Source organism: Rhodococcoides corynebacterioides (assembly GCF_019834675.1).
In the GTDB taxonomy this organism is placed as follows: domain Bacteria; phylum Actinomycetota; class Actinomycetes; order Mycobacteriales; family Mycobacteriaceae; genus Rhodococcoides; species Rhodococcoides corynebacterioides_A.
Genome location: NZ_JABUBU010000036.1, coordinates 1 through 15,453, shown reverse-complemented (window position 1 = coordinate 15,453; position 15,453 = coordinate 1). Strand labels below are relative to the sequence as shown.

Annotated in this window: 21 protein-coding genes; 6 read left to right on the top strand and 15 right to left on the bottom strand. The window is 68.9% G+C overall.

Features of this window, described 5'->3' with window-relative positions:
- Positions 1-1,437: thioesterase domain-containing protein (locus HQ603_RS18440; RefSeq protein ID WP_222686199.1), on the top strand; the 1,437-nt coding region annotated here is incomplete at its 5' end.
- The gene (locus tag HQ603_RS18435) at positions 1,434-2,225 is read left to right on the top strand and encodes a tyrosine-protein phosphatase (protein ID WP_222686198.1); all 792 of its coding nucleotides are present in this window, start codon (positions 1,434-1,436) and stop codon (positions 2,223-2,225) included. The genes HQ603_RS18440 and HQ603_RS18435, both read left to right, overlap by 4 nt.
- On the opposite strand, the gene HQ603_RS18430 is transcribed toward HQ603_RS18435, so the two are convergent.
- Complete coding sequence (locus tag HQ603_RS18430; RefSeq protein WP_222686197.1) at positions 2,210-3,007, bottom strand: enoyl-CoA hydratase/isomerase family protein; 798 nt, start codon at positions 3,005-3,007, stop codon at positions 2,210-2,212. The two genes, HQ603_RS18435 and HQ603_RS18430, sit on opposite strands and share 16 nt — an antisense overlap.
- A gap of 42 nt (positions 3,008-3,049) precedes the next feature.
- Here HQ603_RS18430 and HQ603_RS18425 point away from each other — a divergent pair, with 42 nt between their 5' ends.
- Positions 3,050-3,769 carry a GNAT family N-acetyltransferase gene (locus HQ603_RS18425; RefSeq protein WP_222686196.1) on the top strand — a complete coding sequence of 240 codons (720 nt, stop codon included), beginning with the start codon at positions 3,050-3,052 and terminating at the stop codon, positions 3,767-3,769.
- Positions 3,770-3,778: 9 nt separating this feature from the next.
- Positions 3,779-4,810, top strand: coding sequence for a glutathione S-transferase family protein (locus HQ603_RS18420; RefSeq protein WP_222686195.1), 1,032 nt, complete (start codon positions 3,779-3,781; stop codon positions 4,808-4,810).
- A 61-nt stretch (positions 4,811-4,871) separates the two neighbouring features.
- On the opposite strand, the gene map is transcribed toward HQ603_RS18420, so the two are convergent.
- The 9 genes from map to rpsH all read right to left on the bottom strand — a co-directional run bounded on the left by map (position 4,872) and on the right by rpsH (position 10,532).
- Positions 4,872-5,666 carry a type I methionyl aminopeptidase gene (gene map, locus HQ603_RS18415; protein WP_222686194.1) on the bottom strand — a complete coding sequence of 265 codons (795 nt, stop codon included), beginning with the start codon at positions 5,664-5,666 and terminating at the stop codon, positions 4,872-4,874.
- 3 nt (positions 5,667-5,669) lie between these two features.
- Positions 5,670-6,257: an adenylate kinase gene (locus HQ603_RS18410; protein WP_222686193.1), complete on the bottom strand. Its 588-nt coding sequence runs from the start codon at positions 6,255-6,257 to the stop codon at positions 5,670-5,672.
- Positions 6,254-7,576 (bottom strand): preprotein translocase subunit SecY, encoded by a 1,323-nt coding sequence (secY, locus tag HQ603_RS18405; RefSeq protein ID WP_222686192.1) that lies wholly within the window; start codon positions 7,574-7,576, stop codon positions 6,254-6,256. The genes HQ603_RS18410 and secY overlap by 4 nt, the downstream gene beginning before the upstream one ends.
- Positions 7,577-7,827: 251 nt before the next feature.
- On the bottom strand, positions 7,828-8,271 hold the full coding sequence (gene rplO / locus HQ603_RS18400) for a 50S ribosomal protein L15 (RefSeq protein ID WP_222686191.1): 444 nt from the start codon (positions 8,269-8,271) through the stop codon (positions 7,828-7,830).
- A 2-nt stretch (positions 8,272-8,273) separates the two neighbouring features.
- On the bottom strand, positions 8,274-8,453 hold the full coding sequence (rpmD, locus tag HQ603_RS18395) for a 50S ribosomal protein L30 (RefSeq protein ID WP_222686190.1): 180 nt from the start codon (positions 8,451-8,453) through the stop codon (positions 8,274-8,276).
- The gene (rpsE, locus tag HQ603_RS18390) at positions 8,446-9,111 is read right to left on the bottom strand and encodes a 30S ribosomal protein S5 (protein WP_068099634.1); all 666 of its coding nucleotides are present in this window, start codon (positions 9,109-9,111) and stop codon (positions 8,446-8,448) included. Before rpsE ends, rpmD begins: the two co-directional genes overlap by 8 nt.
- A 46-nt stretch (positions 9,112-9,157) precedes the next feature.
- Positions 9,158-9,580 (bottom strand): 50S ribosomal protein L18, encoded by a 423-nt coding sequence (gene rplR / locus HQ603_RS18385; protein WP_068099633.1) that lies wholly within the window; start codon positions 9,578-9,580, stop codon positions 9,158-9,160.
- Positions 9,580-10,119, bottom strand: a complete 540-nt coding sequence (gene rplF / locus HQ603_RS18380; protein ID WP_222686189.1) for a 50S ribosomal protein L6 — start codon at positions 10,117-10,119, stop codon at positions 9,580-9,582. Before rplF ends, rplR begins: the two co-directional genes overlap by 1 nt.
- 14 nt (positions 10,120-10,133) lie before the next feature.
- Positions 10,134-10,532: a 30S ribosomal protein S8 gene (rpsH, locus tag HQ603_RS18375; RefSeq protein WP_068104929.1), complete on the bottom strand. Its 399-nt coding sequence runs from the start codon at positions 10,530-10,532 to the stop codon at positions 10,134-10,136.
- Positions 10,533-10,970: 438 nt separating this feature from the next.
- On the opposite strand from rpsH, the gene HQ603_RS18370 reads away from it, so the two are divergent.
- Positions 10,971-11,432 carry a hypothetical protein gene (locus HQ603_RS18370; protein WP_222686188.1) on the top strand — a complete coding sequence of 154 codons (462 nt, stop codon included), beginning with the start codon at positions 10,971-10,973 and terminating at the stop codon, positions 11,430-11,432.
- Positions 11,433-11,516: 84 nt separating this feature from the next.
- On the opposite strand, the gene HQ603_RS18365 is transcribed toward HQ603_RS18370, so the two are convergent.
- The 5 genes from HQ603_RS18365 to rplN form a co-directional block, all read right to left on the bottom strand.
- Entirely contained in the window at positions 11,517-13,031 is a 1,515-nt protein-coding gene (locus HQ603_RS18365) for an APC family permease (protein WP_222686187.1), read from the bottom strand.
- Positions 13,032-13,286: 255 nt separating this feature from the next.
- Positions 13,287-13,472 carry a type Z 30S ribosomal protein S14 gene (locus tag HQ603_RS18360; protein WP_027504665.1) on the bottom strand — a complete coding sequence of 62 codons (186 nt, stop codon included), beginning with the start codon at positions 13,470-13,472 and terminating at the stop codon, positions 13,287-13,289.
- Positions 13,473-13,476: 4 nt separating this feature from the next.
- Positions 13,477-14,040 carry a 50S ribosomal protein L5 gene (gene rplE, locus HQ603_RS18355; RefSeq protein WP_068099629.1) on the bottom strand — a complete coding sequence of 188 codons (564 nt, stop codon included), beginning with the start codon at positions 14,038-14,040 and terminating at the stop codon, positions 13,477-13,479.
- Positions 14,040-14,354, bottom strand: coding sequence for a 50S ribosomal protein L24 (gene rplX, locus HQ603_RS18350; protein WP_222686186.1), 315 nt, complete (start codon positions 14,352-14,354; stop codon positions 14,040-14,042). Before rplX ends, rplE begins: the two co-directional genes overlap by 1 nt.
- Position 14,355: 1 nt before the next feature.
- Positions 14,356-14,724 (bottom strand): 50S ribosomal protein L14, encoded by a 369-nt coding sequence (gene rplN / locus HQ603_RS18345; RefSeq protein ID WP_068099627.1) that lies wholly within the window; start codon positions 14,722-14,724, stop codon positions 14,356-14,358.
- Positions 14,725-14,915: 191 nt separating this feature from the next.
- Between rplN and HQ603_RS18340 the strand changes: the two genes are divergently transcribed.
- Positions 14,916-15,453, top strand: a 538-nt coding sequence (locus HQ603_RS18340; protein ID WP_222686200.1) for a TerD family protein, incomplete at its 3' end; no start/stop codon positions are given.

The following is a 15,453-nucleotide window of genomic DNA, read 5'->3' as shown; positions in this document are numbered from 1 at the left end:
CAACCCGCACCCCGTCCCGAACCCACCCCGCGTCCCCAGGCTGCGCCCCCGATCACCGACCCGGGCCTCCTCCCCGACCTCCTCGACTCCCTCGACTCCCCTGGCGGCGGACACGCGGACGATCAGGCCGACGACCGCGCGCACCGCATCGCCCGCGAGCTGGTGGCGTGCGGCGCAGGTCCCGGCGACGTCGTCGCCGTCGCGATGCGATCCCGGCCGGACCGGGTTCTCGGCATCCGGGCGACGACGGCGTCGGGCGCGGCCGCGACGCTCGTCGATCCCGACGAACCGGCCGAGCGAGTGCTCGCCGCACTCGACGCGTGCCACGCGGCGTGGATCCTCACGACCGACGCCGACGCGGGCGGGCTCGCCGCCGTCGCCCCCTGGCTGCCGCGTCTGATTCTCGGGGACCGGGAAGCGGAGGAGTCCATCGCGCGCCGCCGACGCGGGCCGCTGACCGACGCCGACCGCCGCGCATCGCTCCGGCCGGACTCCGCGGCCGTCGTCGCGCATCGCCCGGGGGTGGCGACGAGGCCGGTCACCGTCACTCACCGCGACCTGCTCGATCGACTGTCCCGCCACCGAGGACGCGGTCACGACGTGATCGCCGCCCTCCTCGCGACGATCGAGGACCTGGCCGGGGCCTCCGATGCGGTGGTGCGCCTCGCGGACGGCGACGGATCCTCGACCCTGTTCTGCATCCACCCGATGATGGGGCTGGCCTGGCCGTACCTCGAGCTGAGCCGGTATCTCGACCCCCGGACGACGGTGTGGGGAGTGCAGACTCCGGCGCTCGTGGACCCGTCGTTCCGTCCGACGACCCTCGCCGATCTGGTGCAGCGCTATGCGGACGAGATCGCGGCCGTCGACGCACCCGGTCCCTGCCACCTTCTCGGCTGGTCGGTGGGAGGCGTTCTCGCGCAGGCAATCACGGCGGCTCTGGCCGAGCGCGGTCGGAGCGTCGCCTCCCTGGTCCTGCTCGACCCGGTGCACGGCCCCGACCCGGACGGCCCGGTCGCGCGGGCCCGGAGCGAGGCGACGTTCGGCGGTCCCGATCCACGCCCGGCCGGCGTCACGGACCTCGGTCCCGACGACCTGGCGACCGTCTGGCACACCGTGGGCGGCGATCAGCTGTCCCTCACCGACGCGCAGGCGCAGCGGGTGGCGACGGCGATGGTGCGCGTCCACGATCTCCTCGTCGGCCACGTCCCGGCACCGGTCGGGACCGACGTGCTGGTGATCGACTCCGCGGTGACCGCGGCCCACCTGGTGCGCACGTCGGACTTCTGGCGCGCCCGGTGCACCGGACGGGTGCGCACCGCCGAGGTCCCCTTCCGCCACGGCGAGCTGCTGTCCAGCGACGCGCTGCTCGAAGTCGGGCCCGTCGTCGCCTCGTGGATGGCGAGTGTCAGCGGCCCCGCTACGGTCGGGGAGTGACCGACTCCCCTGCCGACCTGCTCGACGGTGCCTGGAACGTCCGCGGCGTGGGCGGCCTGACGACGCGTGACGACGGCCGGATCCGGCCGGGAGTCCTGCTCCGGTCGTCGGAACTGACCCGCCTCACCGACGCCGGCCGCACGGGCCTCGAGCGCCTCGGCGTCCGCGACGTCTTCGACTTCCGCGGCGCCGCCGAGGTGGAGCGGTCCGGCTCCGATCGCACGCCGCCGTCGGTCCGTGTGCACGCAGTCCCGTTCGTCGACGCCGTGGCGGTCGAACCCGACACCGAGCCGGCGCCGGCCGAAGCCCGTTCCGCGCCACACGAACCCGACCGTCGCGTCGTCGACGCCCGCGGCTACCTGCTCGACACCTACCGCGCGTTCCCCACCCGGCCCGGCGCACGCATCGCGGTCGGAACGGTGCTGCGCACCGTCGCCGCCGGGGAGGGCACCGTGCTGGTGCACTGCGCCGCGGGCAAGGACCGCGCCGGCTGGACCGTGGCGACGGTGCTGCGCGCCGCCGGCGTCACCGACGAGGACATCCTCGCCGACTACCTCCGCAGCAACGACGCGGTGCCCGCTCTGCGCAATCACATTCTGTCGCACGGTGTTCCGGCCGAGGACATCGCGGACGACCTGCTCGGCGTCCGGGAGGAGTACCTGCGGGCCGGGCTCGAGGCCACCGACGCCGCGCACGGGTCCTTCGACAACTACCTCGACTGGCTCGGCGCCGACGCCGACCTGCTCACGTCACTGCGGTACGCGCTGGTCGATCAGCGACCGGTGTAGGTGGCCTTCCCCGGCCCGACGTCCAGGAAGCTGCGCACCGCACCCCGCAGATCGTCCGTCTCGAACAGCGCGCCGGACACCTCCGGCGTGATCGAATCCGCATGCCGCACACCGCCGGAACGCCACGCGCCCACGATCTGCTTGGTGGCCGCGTGCGCGCGGGTGGGGCCGTCGGCCAGCCGGTGCAGCAGCGCCGTCGCGGCCTCGTCCAGGTTCTTGTGCACCTGGTTCACCACACCCCACTCGCGCAGCGTCTCGGCCGAGTAGAGGTCGCCGGTCATCACGAACTCCCGCGCCCGGCCACTGCCCGCGCGCTCCGCCATGCGCTGCGGACCGCCCATCGACGGCGTCAACCCCACCACCGTTTCGACCAACCCGAACTTGGCCCGCGGCGCCGCCAGGATGATGTCGCACGCCAGCGCGATCTCCAACGCCGCCGTCAGCGTCAGCCCGTGCGCCGCGAAGATCACCGGACACGGCAGGTCCTCGAGCGGGTGCGCGACGCGGTCGAACAAGCCCTGCCACAACTGCGCGCCCTCGGACGCCGACAGTCCCTCGAACACGTGGACGTCGACCCCGCCCGAGACCACCTTGCCCTCCGCGCGCAGCAGCACCCCGCGCGGCGGCGACGCCACCAGGTCCGCCACGGCGGCCTCGATCGCGTCGAACATCGGCTGGTCGAACAGGTTCAGCGCACCGTTCTGCAGCGTCAGCACCGCCACCTCGGCACCGGCGGCCGTGGTGCTGCGCTCGAGACGGAGGGGCGTGGCGGGTGGGGTCATGGACCGCAGCATGCCACACCCGTCCGACTAGCCTGGATCCCGATGAACAGCCACCAGATCGACATCGTGCGCCTCGCCTGGGCTCGCGACCTCGGCCTCCCGGACGGTACGTTTCGACCGGCCTCCGAACCCCGCACCGTCCTCGTCGACGACGACGCCACCCGGGTCCGCTTCGTCGTTCTCGACGGCCACGCCGTCCTGGTCGGGCCGGCCGACGTGATCGACCGGGCACAGGACGTGCCACCGGACGTGTTGGCGACGCGGGACGGGCTCGCGGACGTCGTCGGGCCGCGTCGTGGTCGCTGTTCCGGTCCGCTCGTCCTCGCCTACCTCGACGAGGTGGGCACCGACGTCGGCGTCGAGCACCCGCTGCTCTCGCACTCGCGTCGCGAAACCGAACGCGTGCTGTCCACCACCCCGCCCGACGACGCCGTCGCGGCCCGCGCCGCCGACGCCACCACCTGGGTCACCGTCTTCGACGACACCGCCGGCGAGGACGACGCCGTCCCCGTTGCGGCGTCGGGCTACGTGGAATGGCAGGGATTCCTGGCCGACACCGTCGCCGTCACCGTGCCCTCGCACCGCCGTCGCGGGTTCGGCCTGACGGCGGCGCGGCTGGCCACCAACGACGCCATCGACTCCGGCCTGATCCCGCAACTGCGCGTCGGACTCGACGACGCGGGCGCCCGACTCTTCGGCCGGGCGGTGGGTTTCACCGAACTCGGCGTCGCCATCGCGATGGATTTGCCTGCGCCCGGGTAAGTTACCGCCATGAGCGACAGCACTGGATCGTCCGGCGAGTCCGGGTCCTACGTGGAGGACGGCGGGTTCGAGCGCGACACCAACTACATCGAGACCCGCATCACCGCGGACGGCCGCGACGGGTTCCCGGTGGAGGCCGGTCGCTACCGCCTGGTGGTGGCCCGCGCGTGCCCGTGGGCGAACCGCGCGATCATCGTGCGTCGCCTGCTCGGGCTCGAGGACGCCCTGTCGATGGGCGTCTGCGGCCCGACGCACGACAAGCGCAGCTGGACCTTCGACCTCGATCCCGGCGGCGTGGATCCCGTCCTGAAGATCCCCCGCCTGCAGGACGCGTTCTTCGCGCGCGACCCGAACTACTCGCGCGGCATCACCGTGCCGGCCGTGGTCGAGATCGCGACGGGCAAGGTGGTCACCAACGACTACCCGCAGATGACGCTCGACTTCTCCACCGAGTGGACGCAGTACCACCGCGAGGGCGCGCCGGATCTGTACCCCGAGCCGCTGCGCGACGAGATCGACGACGTCGCCGAGAAGGTCTTCCACGACGTCAACAACGGCGTGTACAAGTGCGGGTTCGCCGGGTCGCAGGACGCCTACGAGGAGGCGTACGACGCGCTCTTCGCGCGCCTCGACTGGCTGAGCGATCGGCTGGAGAACCAGCGATTCCTCGTGGGCGACACCATCACCGAGGCCGACGTGCGCCTGTTCACCACGCTGGCTCGGTTCGATCCCGTCTACCACGGTCACTTCAAGTGCAACCGCAGCAAGCTCTCGGAGATGCCGGTGCTGTGGGCGTACGCGCGCGATCTGTTCCAGACGCCGGGCTTCGGGGACACTACCGACTTCGTGCACATCAAGTCGCACTACTACGAGGTGCACACCGACATCAATCCCACCGGCATCGTGCCGAAGGGTCCGGACGTGTCCAGTTGGCTCTCACCCCACGGGCGCGAGGCGCTCGGCGGGCGGCCGTTCGGGGACGGCACGCCGCCGGGTGAGCCGAAGGAGAGCGAGCGGGTCCCGGCGGACCACTGGGCGTGAGCGAAGCGAACGCCCACATCGGATACTGGGCGTGATCTGAGCGAGGTGAGCGGGGCCGGGGTCAGGGCCGGAGGGTGAGAATCCTCGGCCCGTCCTCGGTCACGGCCACGGTGTGTTCCCAGTGCGCGGCGCGGGTGCCGTCGGTGGTGACCACGGTCCAGTCGTCGCCCAGCACCCGCGTCTCGTGGGTGCCGAGGGTGAGCATGGGCTCGATGGCGAGCGTCGATCCGACCACCAGCTCGGGCCCCTTGCCGGGTGCGCCCTCGTTGGCCAGGAACGGGTCCATGTGCATCTGCTGTCCGATGCCGTGGCCGCCGTAGCCGTCGACGATGCCGTACTTGCGTCCGTGCGCCTTCTCGGCGGCGTAGGTGCCCTGCTCGATGGCGTGCGAGACGTCCGTCAACCGATTGCCGGGCAGCATCGCCGCGATGCCCGCCTCCATGGACAGGCGGGTGGCCTCGCTGAGGTCGGCGTCGGCCTCCGACAGCGCGCCGACGCCGAACGTCCACGCGGAGTCCCCGTGCCAGCCGTCGAGCACCGCACCGCAGTCGATGGACACCAGGTCGCCCTCGGCCAGCACGTCGTCGGCCGACGGGATGCCGTGCACCACGCGGTCGTTCACCGAGCTGCAGATGCTGCCGGTGAAGCCGTGATACCCCAGGAACGACGGCACGGCGCCGGCGTCGCGGATGACCGACTCGGCGATGCGGTCGAGTTCGAGCGTGCTCACCCCGGGCTTCGCGGCCTCGCGGACGGCAACCAGGGCGGCGCCGACGACGGCCCCGGCCGCAGCCATGGCGTCGAGCTCACCGGGGCTGCGGAACGGGACCACCTTGCGCTTGCGTCCGAAAGCCATGGGTCAGGAGTCGCCCTGGATCGCGTCGATGACCTTCGTGTTGACGTCCTCGACCTCGCCGACGGCGTCGACCGTCACGACCAGTCCCGACCGGCCTCCGGCCTGCCCGCTGCGACCGTGGCCGGAGTAATACTCGAGCAGCGGCGCGGTCTCGTCGCGGTAGACCTTCATGCGGTTCCGGATGACGTCTTCCTTGTCGTCCTCACGGCCGCGCGCCAACATGCGCTCCACGACGACGTCCTCGTCGATGACGAAGGAGACGACGGCGTCGAGCGTCGTGCCCATGTCCTCGAGGATCCCGGCCAGCGAGTCGGCCTGGTCGACCGAGCGGGGGAAGCCGTCGAGGATGAAGCCGCCGGTGGCGTCGGGCTCGGCGAGCCGGTCGCGCACCATGTCCACGGTCAACGTGCTGGGCACCAGATCGCCCGCGTCGAGGTACTTCTTCGCCTCGACGCCGAGGGGCGTCTGCTGGCCGATGTTGGCCCGGAAGAGATCGCCGGTGGACACGTGCGGGATGCCGAGCTTCTCGCTCAGCAGCGTCGCCTGCGTGCCTTTGCCGGCTCCGGGGGGACCGAGGAGGACGAGTCTCACTTGAGGAACCCTTCGTAGTTGCGCTGCATCAGTTGGCTTTCGATCTGCTTCACCGTGTCCAGGCCGACGCTCACCATGATGAGCACCGCGGTGCCACCGAACGGCAGGTTCTGCGCGCCGCCGGAGTTACCGATGTCGAGGAACAGGTTGGGCAGAACGGCGATGGTGCCGAGGTAGATGGCACCGGGCAGCGTGATGCGGCTGAGAACGAACTGCAGGTAGTCGGCCGTCGGGCGTCCCGGCCGGATGCCAGGGACGAAGCCGCCGTACTTCTTCATCTCGTCGGCACGCTCTTCGGGGTTGAAGGTGATGGCGACGTAGAAGTACGTGAAGAAGACGATGAGGCCGAAGTAGATCGCGATGTAGACCGGGTTGGCCGGATTGACGAGATAGGTGTTGATGGCACGCTGCCACCAACTGGGGTCCGCCGCGGTGCTCGCGTTGGTCAACTGGGCGATGAGGTTGGGCAGGTAGAGCAACGACGACGCGAAGATCACCGGGATGACGCCGGCCTGGTTGACCTTCAGCGGCAGGTAGGTCGACGACCCGCCGTACATGCGGCGGCCGACCATGCGCTTGGCGTACTGCACCGGGATGCGGCGTTGACCCTGCTCGACGAAGACGACACCGACGATGATCGCGAGCGCGGCGACGCACACGAGGGCGAAGACGAGTCCGCCGCGGCTGTCGAGGATGGCCTTGCCCTCGGACGGGATGCGCGAGGCGATGCCGGCGAAGATGAGCAGCGACATGCCGTTGCCGACACCGCGCTCGGTGATGAGCTCGCCGAACCACATGACCAGGGCGGCACCGGCCGTCATGACCAGCACGATGGTGACCAGCCCGAAGATGGACGTGTCCGCGATGATGTCGAGGTTGCAGCCCTGGAGCAGCTGACCGCGCGACGCGAGCGCCACCAGGCCGGTGGCCTGGAGCACGGCGAGGGCGATGGAGAGATAGCGGGTGTACTGCGTCATCTTCGCCTGGCCGGCCTGGCCCTCCTTGCGGAGTTCCTCGAACCGCGGGATGACCACGGTGAGGAGCTGGACGATGATGCTCGCGGTGATGAACGGCATGATGCCGATCGCGAAGACCGACAGCTGCAGGAGCGCTCCACCGGAGAACAGGTTGATGAGCGAGTAGATCCCGGCCGAGTCGCCGCCGGAGACCTGGTCGATGCACTGGCGGACGTTGCCGTAGTCGACGCCCGGGGACGGCAGGGTCGCACCGAAGCGGTAGAGCGCGACGAGACCGAGGGTGAAGAGGATCTTCCGTCTCAGGTCAGGAGTCCTGAGGGCCGACACGAAGGCGGAAAGCAACGATCCTCCAAAGGCGGGTTACTGGCACGAACTGGTCGGGGTGCCGCGAGGGCACCCCGTCGAACTCTAACAGCGGCGTTGACACCGCTGCCGGTGCAGCAGATCGAACACCGCTGCGGTGCAGCAGATCGAACACCGCTGCGGTGCAGCAGATCGAACACCGATGGCCGCAGCACGACTCGCGCACCACGGCCATCGGACGAACGAACGCGGGTGCCTCGCCCCCGGGGTGGGGGCGAGGCACCGATCGATCACAGCTCGGTGGCAGACCCGCCGGCTGCAGCGATCTTCTCCTTGGCGGAGCCGGTGAACTTGTCGGCGGTGATGGACACCTTCACCGACAGGTCACCGTCGCCCAGGACCTTCACGAGGCGGTTCTTGCGCACCGCACCCTTGGCCACGAGATCATCCTTGGAGATCTCGCCGCCCTGGGGGAACAGCCGCTCGATGTCGCCCAGGTTGACCACCTGGTACTCGACGCGGTTGCGGTTGGTGAAGCCCTTGAGCTTCGGCAGGCGCATGTGGATCGGCATCTGGCCGCCCTCGAACCCGGGCGAGACGTTCTTACGGGCGCCCGTGCCCTTGGTGCCGCGACCGGCCGTCTTGCCGCGCTTGCCACCCTCACCACGGCCGACGCGAATCTTCGCGCTCTTGGAGCCGGGGGCGGGGCGGAGGTGGTGCAGTTTGATGGTCATGGTCAGACCTCTTCCACTGTCACGAGGTGACGCACCACGTTGATCAGACCACGCGTCTGCGGCGTGTCCTCACGAACCACCGACTGGCGGATTCCCTTGAGGCCCAGCGTCCGCAGGCTGTTGCGCTGGTTGTGCTTCTGACCGATGGTGCTCTTGATCTGGGTCACTTTGAGGTCAGCCACGATCGGCACTCCCTGCTGCTGCCTGGGCGCGTGCGCGCAGCATGCCGGCGGGAGCGACGTCCTCGATCGGCAGACCACGGCGAGCCGCGACCTCTTCCGGACGCTGCAGACCCTTGAGGGCCGCAACGGTGGCGTGCACGACGTTGATCGCGTTGTCGCTACCGAGCGACTTCGCGAGGATGTCGTGGACGCCGGCGCACTCGAGCACGGCACGCACCGCGCCACCGGCGATGACACCGGTACCGGGGCTTGCCGGGCGCAGCATGACCACACCGGCCGCAGCCTCACCCTGGACGGGGTGCGTGATCGTGCTACCGATCAGCGGAACGCGGAAGAAGCCCTTGCGAGCCTCTTCGACGCCCTTCTGAATGGCGGCGGGAACTTCCTTGGCCTTGCCGTAGCCGACGCCGACCAAACCGTTGCCGTCACCGACGATCACGAGGGCGGTGAAGCTGAAGCGACGACCACCCTTCACGACCTTGGAGACGCGGTTGATTGCGACCACGCGCTCGAGGTTGTTCTTCTCCGGGGCGTTGCCGCCGCGGTTGTCCCGGCGATCGCGACCGCCGCGGTTGTCTCCGCGGTTGTCGCCTCCGGTGTTGGGTCCATTCTGTCCGGCGGGGCCGTTTCCGCCGTCACGCCGTTGACGTCCCGGCATCAGGCTGTCCTTCCGTCGATGAACTGGATCGTGTTCGTAGTGGGCATCAGAACTTCAACCCGCCTTCGCGAGCTGCGTCCGCGAGGGCCGCGATGCGACCGGCGTAGTCGTGGCCACCACGGTCGAAGACCGCGGCCTCGATGCCGGCGGCCTTGGCACGCTCGGCGATGAGGGAGCCGACCTTGGCGCCACGCGCCTTCTTGTCGCCGTCCAGCGCACGCACGTCGGCCTCGATGGAGGACGCGGCGGCGAGGGTGCGACCGGTCAGGTCGTCCACCAGCTGCGCGTGCAGGTGACGCGAGCTGCGGTTGACGACGAGACGGGGACGCTCGGCGGTGCCGGAGACCTTCTTGCGCAGGCGGAAGTGACGACGGGTCTTCGACAGACGACGACGCGTCGAGACGTCCTTGCCCAGCGGGATGCGCTTCGGGTTCGCCTCGGAACCCTGCTTGGCTGCGGTGTTGCTCATCACTTACCTGTCTTTCCGACCTTGCGGCGGATCTGCTCACCCTCGTACCGAACGCCCTTGCCCTTGTACGGGTCGGGACGGCGGAGACGACGGATGTTGGCAGAGATCTGGCCGACCTTCTGCTTGTCGATACCCGAGACGGAGAACCGGGTGGGGGTCTCGACCGCGAAGGTGATGCCCTCCGGCGCCGGGATCGGCACCGGGTGGCTGTAGCCGAGCGCGAACTCGAGGTCGTTGCCCTTCAGAGCCACGCGGTAACCGACGCCGTGAATCTCCATCTTGGTGGTGTAACCGGTGGTCACACCCGTGATGAGGTTCGCGACGAGAGTGCGCGAGAGGCCGTGCAGGGAACGGCTACGACGCTCGTCGTCGGGCCGAGTGACCGAGATCGAACCGTCGTCGTTCTTCGCGACGGCGATGGGCTCGGCGATGGTGAGAGACAAGGTGCCCTTGGGACCCTTGACCGTGACGTCCTGGCCGTCGATGGAGACATCGACACCGGCCGGAACCGTCACCGGAAGCTTTCCGATACGCGACATTGTGGTGGCCTCCCTTACCAGACGTAGGCGAGGACTTCGCCGCCGACGCCCTGAGTTGCCGCCTGGCGATCGGTGAGCAGACCGGTGGACGTGGAGATGATCGCCACGCCCAGGCCGCCCAGGACCTTGGGCAGATTGGTGGACTTTGCATACACGCGCAGACCGGGCTTGGAGACCCGGCGCACGCCGGCGAGGCTGCGCTCGCGGCTGGGGCCGTACTTCAGATCGACGATGAGGGTCTTGCCCACCTCGGCGTCCTCGGAGCGGTAGTCGGAGATGTAGCCCTCGCGCTTGAGGATCTCGGCGATGTTCGCCTTGATCTTCGAGTGCGGCAGCTTCACCTGATCGTGGTACGCCGAGTTGGCGTTGCGCAGACGCGTCAAGAAGTCTGCGATCGGGTCGGTCATGGTCATGACAGAGTTCATGGCCCTTTCTCGCAGGGGTTCCCATACAGCACGAGCGAGCTGGTGCCGCACCGAAGTGGGGCCTGGCTCGTCCCGCCGTGGGCCTACCGCGAAGTGTTCCGTCCTGACCGACTGTTGCCGGTCAGGGGTTGCGCTCCCGCCAGTGCGAACGGTCGAATCTGCAGGCACTGGCGGGTGTTTCGAGCATCATGTGGCACGAAAACCCTGGTCACACGGGTCGTCTGCAGGCATGACGGTACCCGGGCAACCGTCACAGTCTACGGGCGCGGACCCCGGAGACCAAATCGGTGCAGGTGGGAGGGCGTCGGGCCGCTCTCGTCGGCGTCGGCTGAGCCATTGTTGGCCATTCGTTACATGGAGAATGTCCGGTTCGTTTTATGGTGAGCGGGCCAATGCTCGACCCCTTCTCCCGTGATGGAGCACAGCATGACAGTTCGTTCTCGCACACTCGGCCGCGCCGGAATCGTCGTCGCCGCAGCCGCCGCCGGGGTTCTCGCGACCTCGGGGACCGCGTCCGCGGCCGTCCTCACCGTGCAAGCGGTCCCGACGCCCGGCGTCGAGTCGATCAGCACAGCGCTCGTCGTCGCAGGCGTGTTCGTCGGCACCGAGGTGGAGTGCACAGTGACTGCGACGGAGGTGGATGACGACACGAACACCGCCTCGGCGACGGACACCCTTCTGACCGTCCTCGCCGCGGCGACGGGCACCATCGACATCGACGGCCTCGAGCCCGGCATCTACACGGTGACGGCCAGCTGCACCGACGGAGGCGACCCGGTCGACGCTCTCATCGACCTGCCCATCACGGTCCTCCCCGACGACCTTCCCCCCGTCGTCCCGCCCGTTCCCGGCGGCGGCTCGCTCCCGACGGACCTGTTCGAGAGCTGACACCCGCTTTTCACCGCACGAGCCCCGATCCGCACCGCGGGTCGGGGCTCGTGCTCGATTGAGCTCGATTCGAGCGGGCGTCGCTCAGTAGTCGTCCCCGCGGTCGCGCACGCGGTCACCGAGGTTCGCCTGCTCGTCGTACGTCAGGCGGTCGACGTCGACGAAACGCGACTTGCCCATCGTCGCCTTGTTGACGAAGTGCGTGAGCACCCACAGCAGCACGCCGAGCAGCAGCATCGCGCCAGCGATGCGGTACTGGATCATCTGCGCGTCGGTTCGCGCCCACGGTCCCACCAGGAACAGACACAGCACCGCGCCGGCCACCGGCACCCAGTAGGGCGCGGTGAAGCCGTTCGACGCGCGTCGTCGCTTGAGCACCAGGCACGCCACGTTGACCACCGCGAACACGCAGAGCAGCAGCAGGCCCGTCGTACCGGAGAGCGCGCTCACCACGGAGTTGCCGGACAGTCGGTTGACCACCACGATCAGCACGACCGCCATGAGCGTCGAGAAGACGATCGCGGCCCACGGCGAACGCCGCACGGGCAGAACGGAACTGAGCGTCTTCGGCAGGATGCGCTGACGCCCGAGCCCGTAGATCAGGCGGCTCGCCATGAGCATGTTGATCAGGGCGGTGTTCGCGACGGCGAACACCGTGAGGTACGGGAAGATCTCGTCGATCGGCAGCCCCGGGGCGCCGAGTCGCACCACGTGCAGCAGGATGCCCTCGCTGCCGGAGTCGTAGTCCAGCGGCAGCACCGCGATCACCGCGACGACCACGAGCACGTAGATCAGACACGCGATGCCGAGGCCGGACAGCATCATCTTGGGGAAGATGCGCTCGGGGTTCTTGGTCTCCTCGACCATGTTCACCGAGTCCTCGAAGCCGACCATCGCGAAGAACGCGATCGTCGTCGCCACCGTGACCGCGAGGAACCACCCCTTCTCGTTGGGGTCCTCGAACACGACGAGGTTCGCGATGTCGCCCTCCGCGCTGCCGCTGCCCACCGCGACGAACCCGATGACGATCACGATGGCCAGCGCCGTCATCTCGATGATCGTGAGGATGACGTTGAACTTGACCGACTCGCCGACGCCCCGCAGGTTGATGGCCGCGAGCAGACCCATGAAGACCAGCGCGACGACCAACTGCGCGGTACTGCCGGTGGGCACGTCGAACCACCCGATGCCGTCCTCGGTGGAGAACGTCTCGTGCAGGCCGGCCAGGAGGTTGCCCGCCACCACGTTCGACGACGTCGAGGCGCTGGTGATGCCGGAACAGATCACGGCGAACGCCACGAGGAACGTGAAGAAGTGGATGCCGAACGCCTTGTGCGTGTACAGCGCGGCGCCCGCGGCCTGCGGGTACTTGCACACGAGCTCCAGGTAGGAGAACGCGGTCAGGGTGGCGACCACGAACGCCAGCACGAACGGCAGCCACGCCATACCGCCGACGTTCTCGATCATGTCGCCGGTGACCGCGTAGACACCCGCGCCCAGGATGTCGCCCACGATGAACAGCAGCAGCAACCCCGGACCCAGGACGCGCTTGAGTTCCGGTTCCTTCTCCGTCGCCGCGGCGTCCGTTGCCTGCGCCATGATCCGCTCCTGACGTTGCAGCCCCCTGCCGTTCGAACCCCCTGCCGCGGCAGCCTATGCCGCTCGCGGGGGCGGTGTGCGGTGAAACGGACCTGCGTGTCTGCACACGAGTCGGCCGGATGGGCGGGATCCCGGCAATCGGGGCGTCCTGTGTGCTGTGGTGCAGGTCGGGCGCGCCACCCCCGAACGCCGACAGGCCCGAGCCGTGATGGCTCGGGCCTGTCGGGTGGTGATCGGCTCACCAGGGTGCTCGTCTCACCAGGAGGACTTGTGCACTCCGGGCAGCTCGCCGCGGTGCGCCATCTCACGGACGCAGATACGGCAGAGACCGAACTTGCGGAACACCGAGTGCGGGCGACCGCACCGCTGGCAGCGCGTGTAGGCGCGGACCGCGAACTTCGGCTTCTTGTTGGCCTTGTTGACCAGTGCCTTCTTAGCCATACGCTCAGTTCTCCTTGAACGGGAAGCCGAGGTGCTTGAGCAGCGCGCGGCCTTCGTCGTTGTTGGTGGCCGTCGTGACGACGGTGATGTCCATACCGCGAGGGCGGTCGATCTTGTCGACGTCGATCTCGTGGAACATCGACTGCTCGTTCAGGCCGAACGTGTAGTTGCCGTTGCCGTCGAACTGTGTGCCCGACAGGCCACGGAAGTCCCTGATGCGGGGCAGGGCGATGGACGTCAGACGGTCCAGGAACTCCCACATGCGGTCGCCGCGCAGCGTGACGCGGGCGCCGATGGGCATGCCCTCGCGGAGCTTGAACTGCGCGATGGACTTGCGGGCCTTGCGGATCTCCGGCTTCTGACCGGTGATGGCGGCCAGGTCGGCCACGGCACCGTTGATCAGCTTCGCGTCGCGGGCGGCGTCGCCGACACCCATGTTGACGACGACCTTGACCACGCCCGGGATCTGCATGACGTTGGCGTACTGGAACTCGGCGTTCAGCGCGTCCTTGATCTCCTCGCGGTAGCGAGTCTTGAGGCGCGGAACGATCTTCTCGGTGGTCGTCATCAGATGTCCTTCCCGCTCTTACGGGAAATCCGAACGCGCTTGCCGTTCTCGTCGGTGCGGTAGCCCACGCGGGTGGGGTTTCCGTCCGAGTCGACGACGGCGACGTTGGAAACGTGAATGGGGGCTTCCTGGGTGACGATGCCGCCCGAGGACGCGCCGCGCTCGTTGGCCGAGACAGCGGTGTGCTTCTTGATGCGGTTGACGCCCTCGACCAGGATCTTCTCGGTCGCCGGGTAGGCCTGGATGACCTTGCCCTTGGCGCCCTTGTCCTTACCCGAGATGACGAGAACCGTATCGCCCTTGTGCACCTTCATCTCACAACACCTCCGGAGCCAGCGACACGATGCGCATGAACTTCTTCTCACGCAGCTCGCGGCCGACCGGGCCGAAGATGCGGGTTCCGCGCGGATCGTTGTCCGGCTTGATCAGGACGGCGGCGTTCTCGTCGAACTTGATGTACGAGCCGTCGGGACGACGCCGTTCCTTGGTGGTGCGGACGATGACGGCCTTGACGACCTCGCCCTTCTTGATGTTGCCGCCGGGGATCGCGTCCTTGACGGTGGCGACGATGACGTCGCCGATCCCGGCGTAGCGGCGAGACGAACCACCGAGAACGCGGATGCACAAGATTTCCTTGGCACCCGTGTTGTCGGCGACGCGCAGCCGCGACTCCTGCTGAATCATGGGTCTCCTCGATGACCTGGATGTGCGTGCGCGGCGGATACCGACCCGACGCGCGCGGTCGTGTCGCCCGGACCGGCGCATGCGCCTACCACGGACAACCGCTCAAGTGTAAGGAACACACCGACACGAACCAAATCGTGTGCGACGGGGCGGGCCTTCACCCCTGCGGAGTGTCGGTGCCCGGTGGCACACTGGCCGTCGTGCAGAGCCTTCGCCGGGGAGAGAACAGCCCTGCCCCACTCGATGCGTCCGGATCGCTCACCGTCACCGTGACCGGGGCCGCGGTGGACGTGTCCGCCCTGCTGCTCACCGCTGCCGGGCGGGTGCGATCGGACCAGGACCTGGTGTTCTTCAACAACCCCGTCGGCCCGGGCGTGCGGTACTCGCCCGACGGCGTCCACGTGGACACCCGCGCGGTACCGGCGGACATCGAGACGGTCGCGATCACGGCCAGTCTCGACGGATCGGGCCCGACGACGTTCGGCGGGCTCCCGCTGCGCGCCACCGTCGGCTCGGACCTCGAGTTCCCCATGACCGGCCTGACCACCGAGGCGGCCGTCGTCTGCCTCGAGATCTACCGGCGGGCCGGGGAGTGGAAGGTGCGCGCCGTCGGCCAGGGGTACGACGACGGCCTGGCCGGCATCGCGACGGCGTTCGGCATCGACGTCGACGGGCCCGAGGCCGACCCTGCGCCCCCAGCACAGCCCCCGCAGCCGGTCCCCCAGCAGC

Bases quoted from the DNA above. Each gene is read 5' to 3' on its own strand.
- rplF (WP_222686189.1), bottom strand. From the start codon at position 10,119: ATGTCGCGTATCGGAAAGCTTCCGGTGACGGTTCCGGCCGGTGTCGAT.
- rplR (WP_068099633.1), bottom strand. From the start codon at position 9,580: ATGAGCAACACCGCAGCCAAGCAGGGTTCCGAGGCGAACCCGAAGCGC.
- rplE (WP_068099629.1), bottom strand. From the start codon at position 14,040: ATGACGACCACCGAGAAGATCGTTCCGCGCCTCAAGACTCGCTACCGC.
- HQ603_RS18425 (WP_222686196.1), top strand. From the start codon at position 3,050: ATGAACAGCCACCAGATCGACATCGTGCGCCTCGCCTGGGCTCGCGAC.
- rplO (WP_222686191.1), bottom strand. From the start codon at position 8,271: ATGACCATCAAACTGCACCACCTCCGCCCCGCCCCCGGCTCCAAGAGC.
- rpsE (WP_068099634.1), bottom strand. From the start codon at position 9,111: ATGCCGGGACGTCAACGGCGTGACGGCGGAAACGGCCCCGCCGGACAG.
- map (WP_222686194.1), bottom strand. From the start codon at position 5,666: ATGGCTTTCGGACGCAAGCGCAAGGTGGTCCCGTTCCGCAGCCCCGGT.
- HQ603_RS18360 (WP_027504665.1), bottom strand. From the start codon at position 13,472: ATGGCTAAGAAGGCACTGGTCAACAAGGCCAACAAGAAGCCGAAGTTC.
- HQ603_RS18420 (WP_222686195.1), top strand. From the start codon at position 3,779: ATGAGCGACAGCACTGGATCGTCCGGCGAGTCCGGGTCCTACGTGGAG.
- HQ603_RS18365 (WP_222686187.1), bottom strand. From the start codon at position 13,031: ATGGCGCAGGCAACGGACGCCGCGGCGACGGAGAAGGAACCGGAACTC.
- rplN (WP_068099627.1), bottom strand. From the start codon at position 14,724: ATGATTCAGCAGGAGTCGCGGCTGCGCGTCGCCGACAACACGGGTGCC.
- rplX (WP_222686186.1), bottom strand. From the start codon at position 14,354: ATGAAGGTGCACAAGGGCGATACGGTTCTCGTCATCTCGGGTAAGGAC.
- HQ603_RS18370 (WP_222686188.1), top strand. From the start codon at position 10,971: ATGACAGTTCGTTCTCGCACACTCGGCCGCGCCGGAATCGTCGTCGCC.
- rpsH (WP_068104929.1), bottom strand. From the start codon at position 10,532: ATGACCATGACCGACCCGATCGCAGACTTCTTGACGCGTCTGCGCAAC.
- HQ603_RS18430 (WP_222686197.1), bottom strand. From the start codon at position 3,007: ATGACCCCACCCGCCACGCCCCTCCGTCTCGAGCGCAGCACCACGGCC.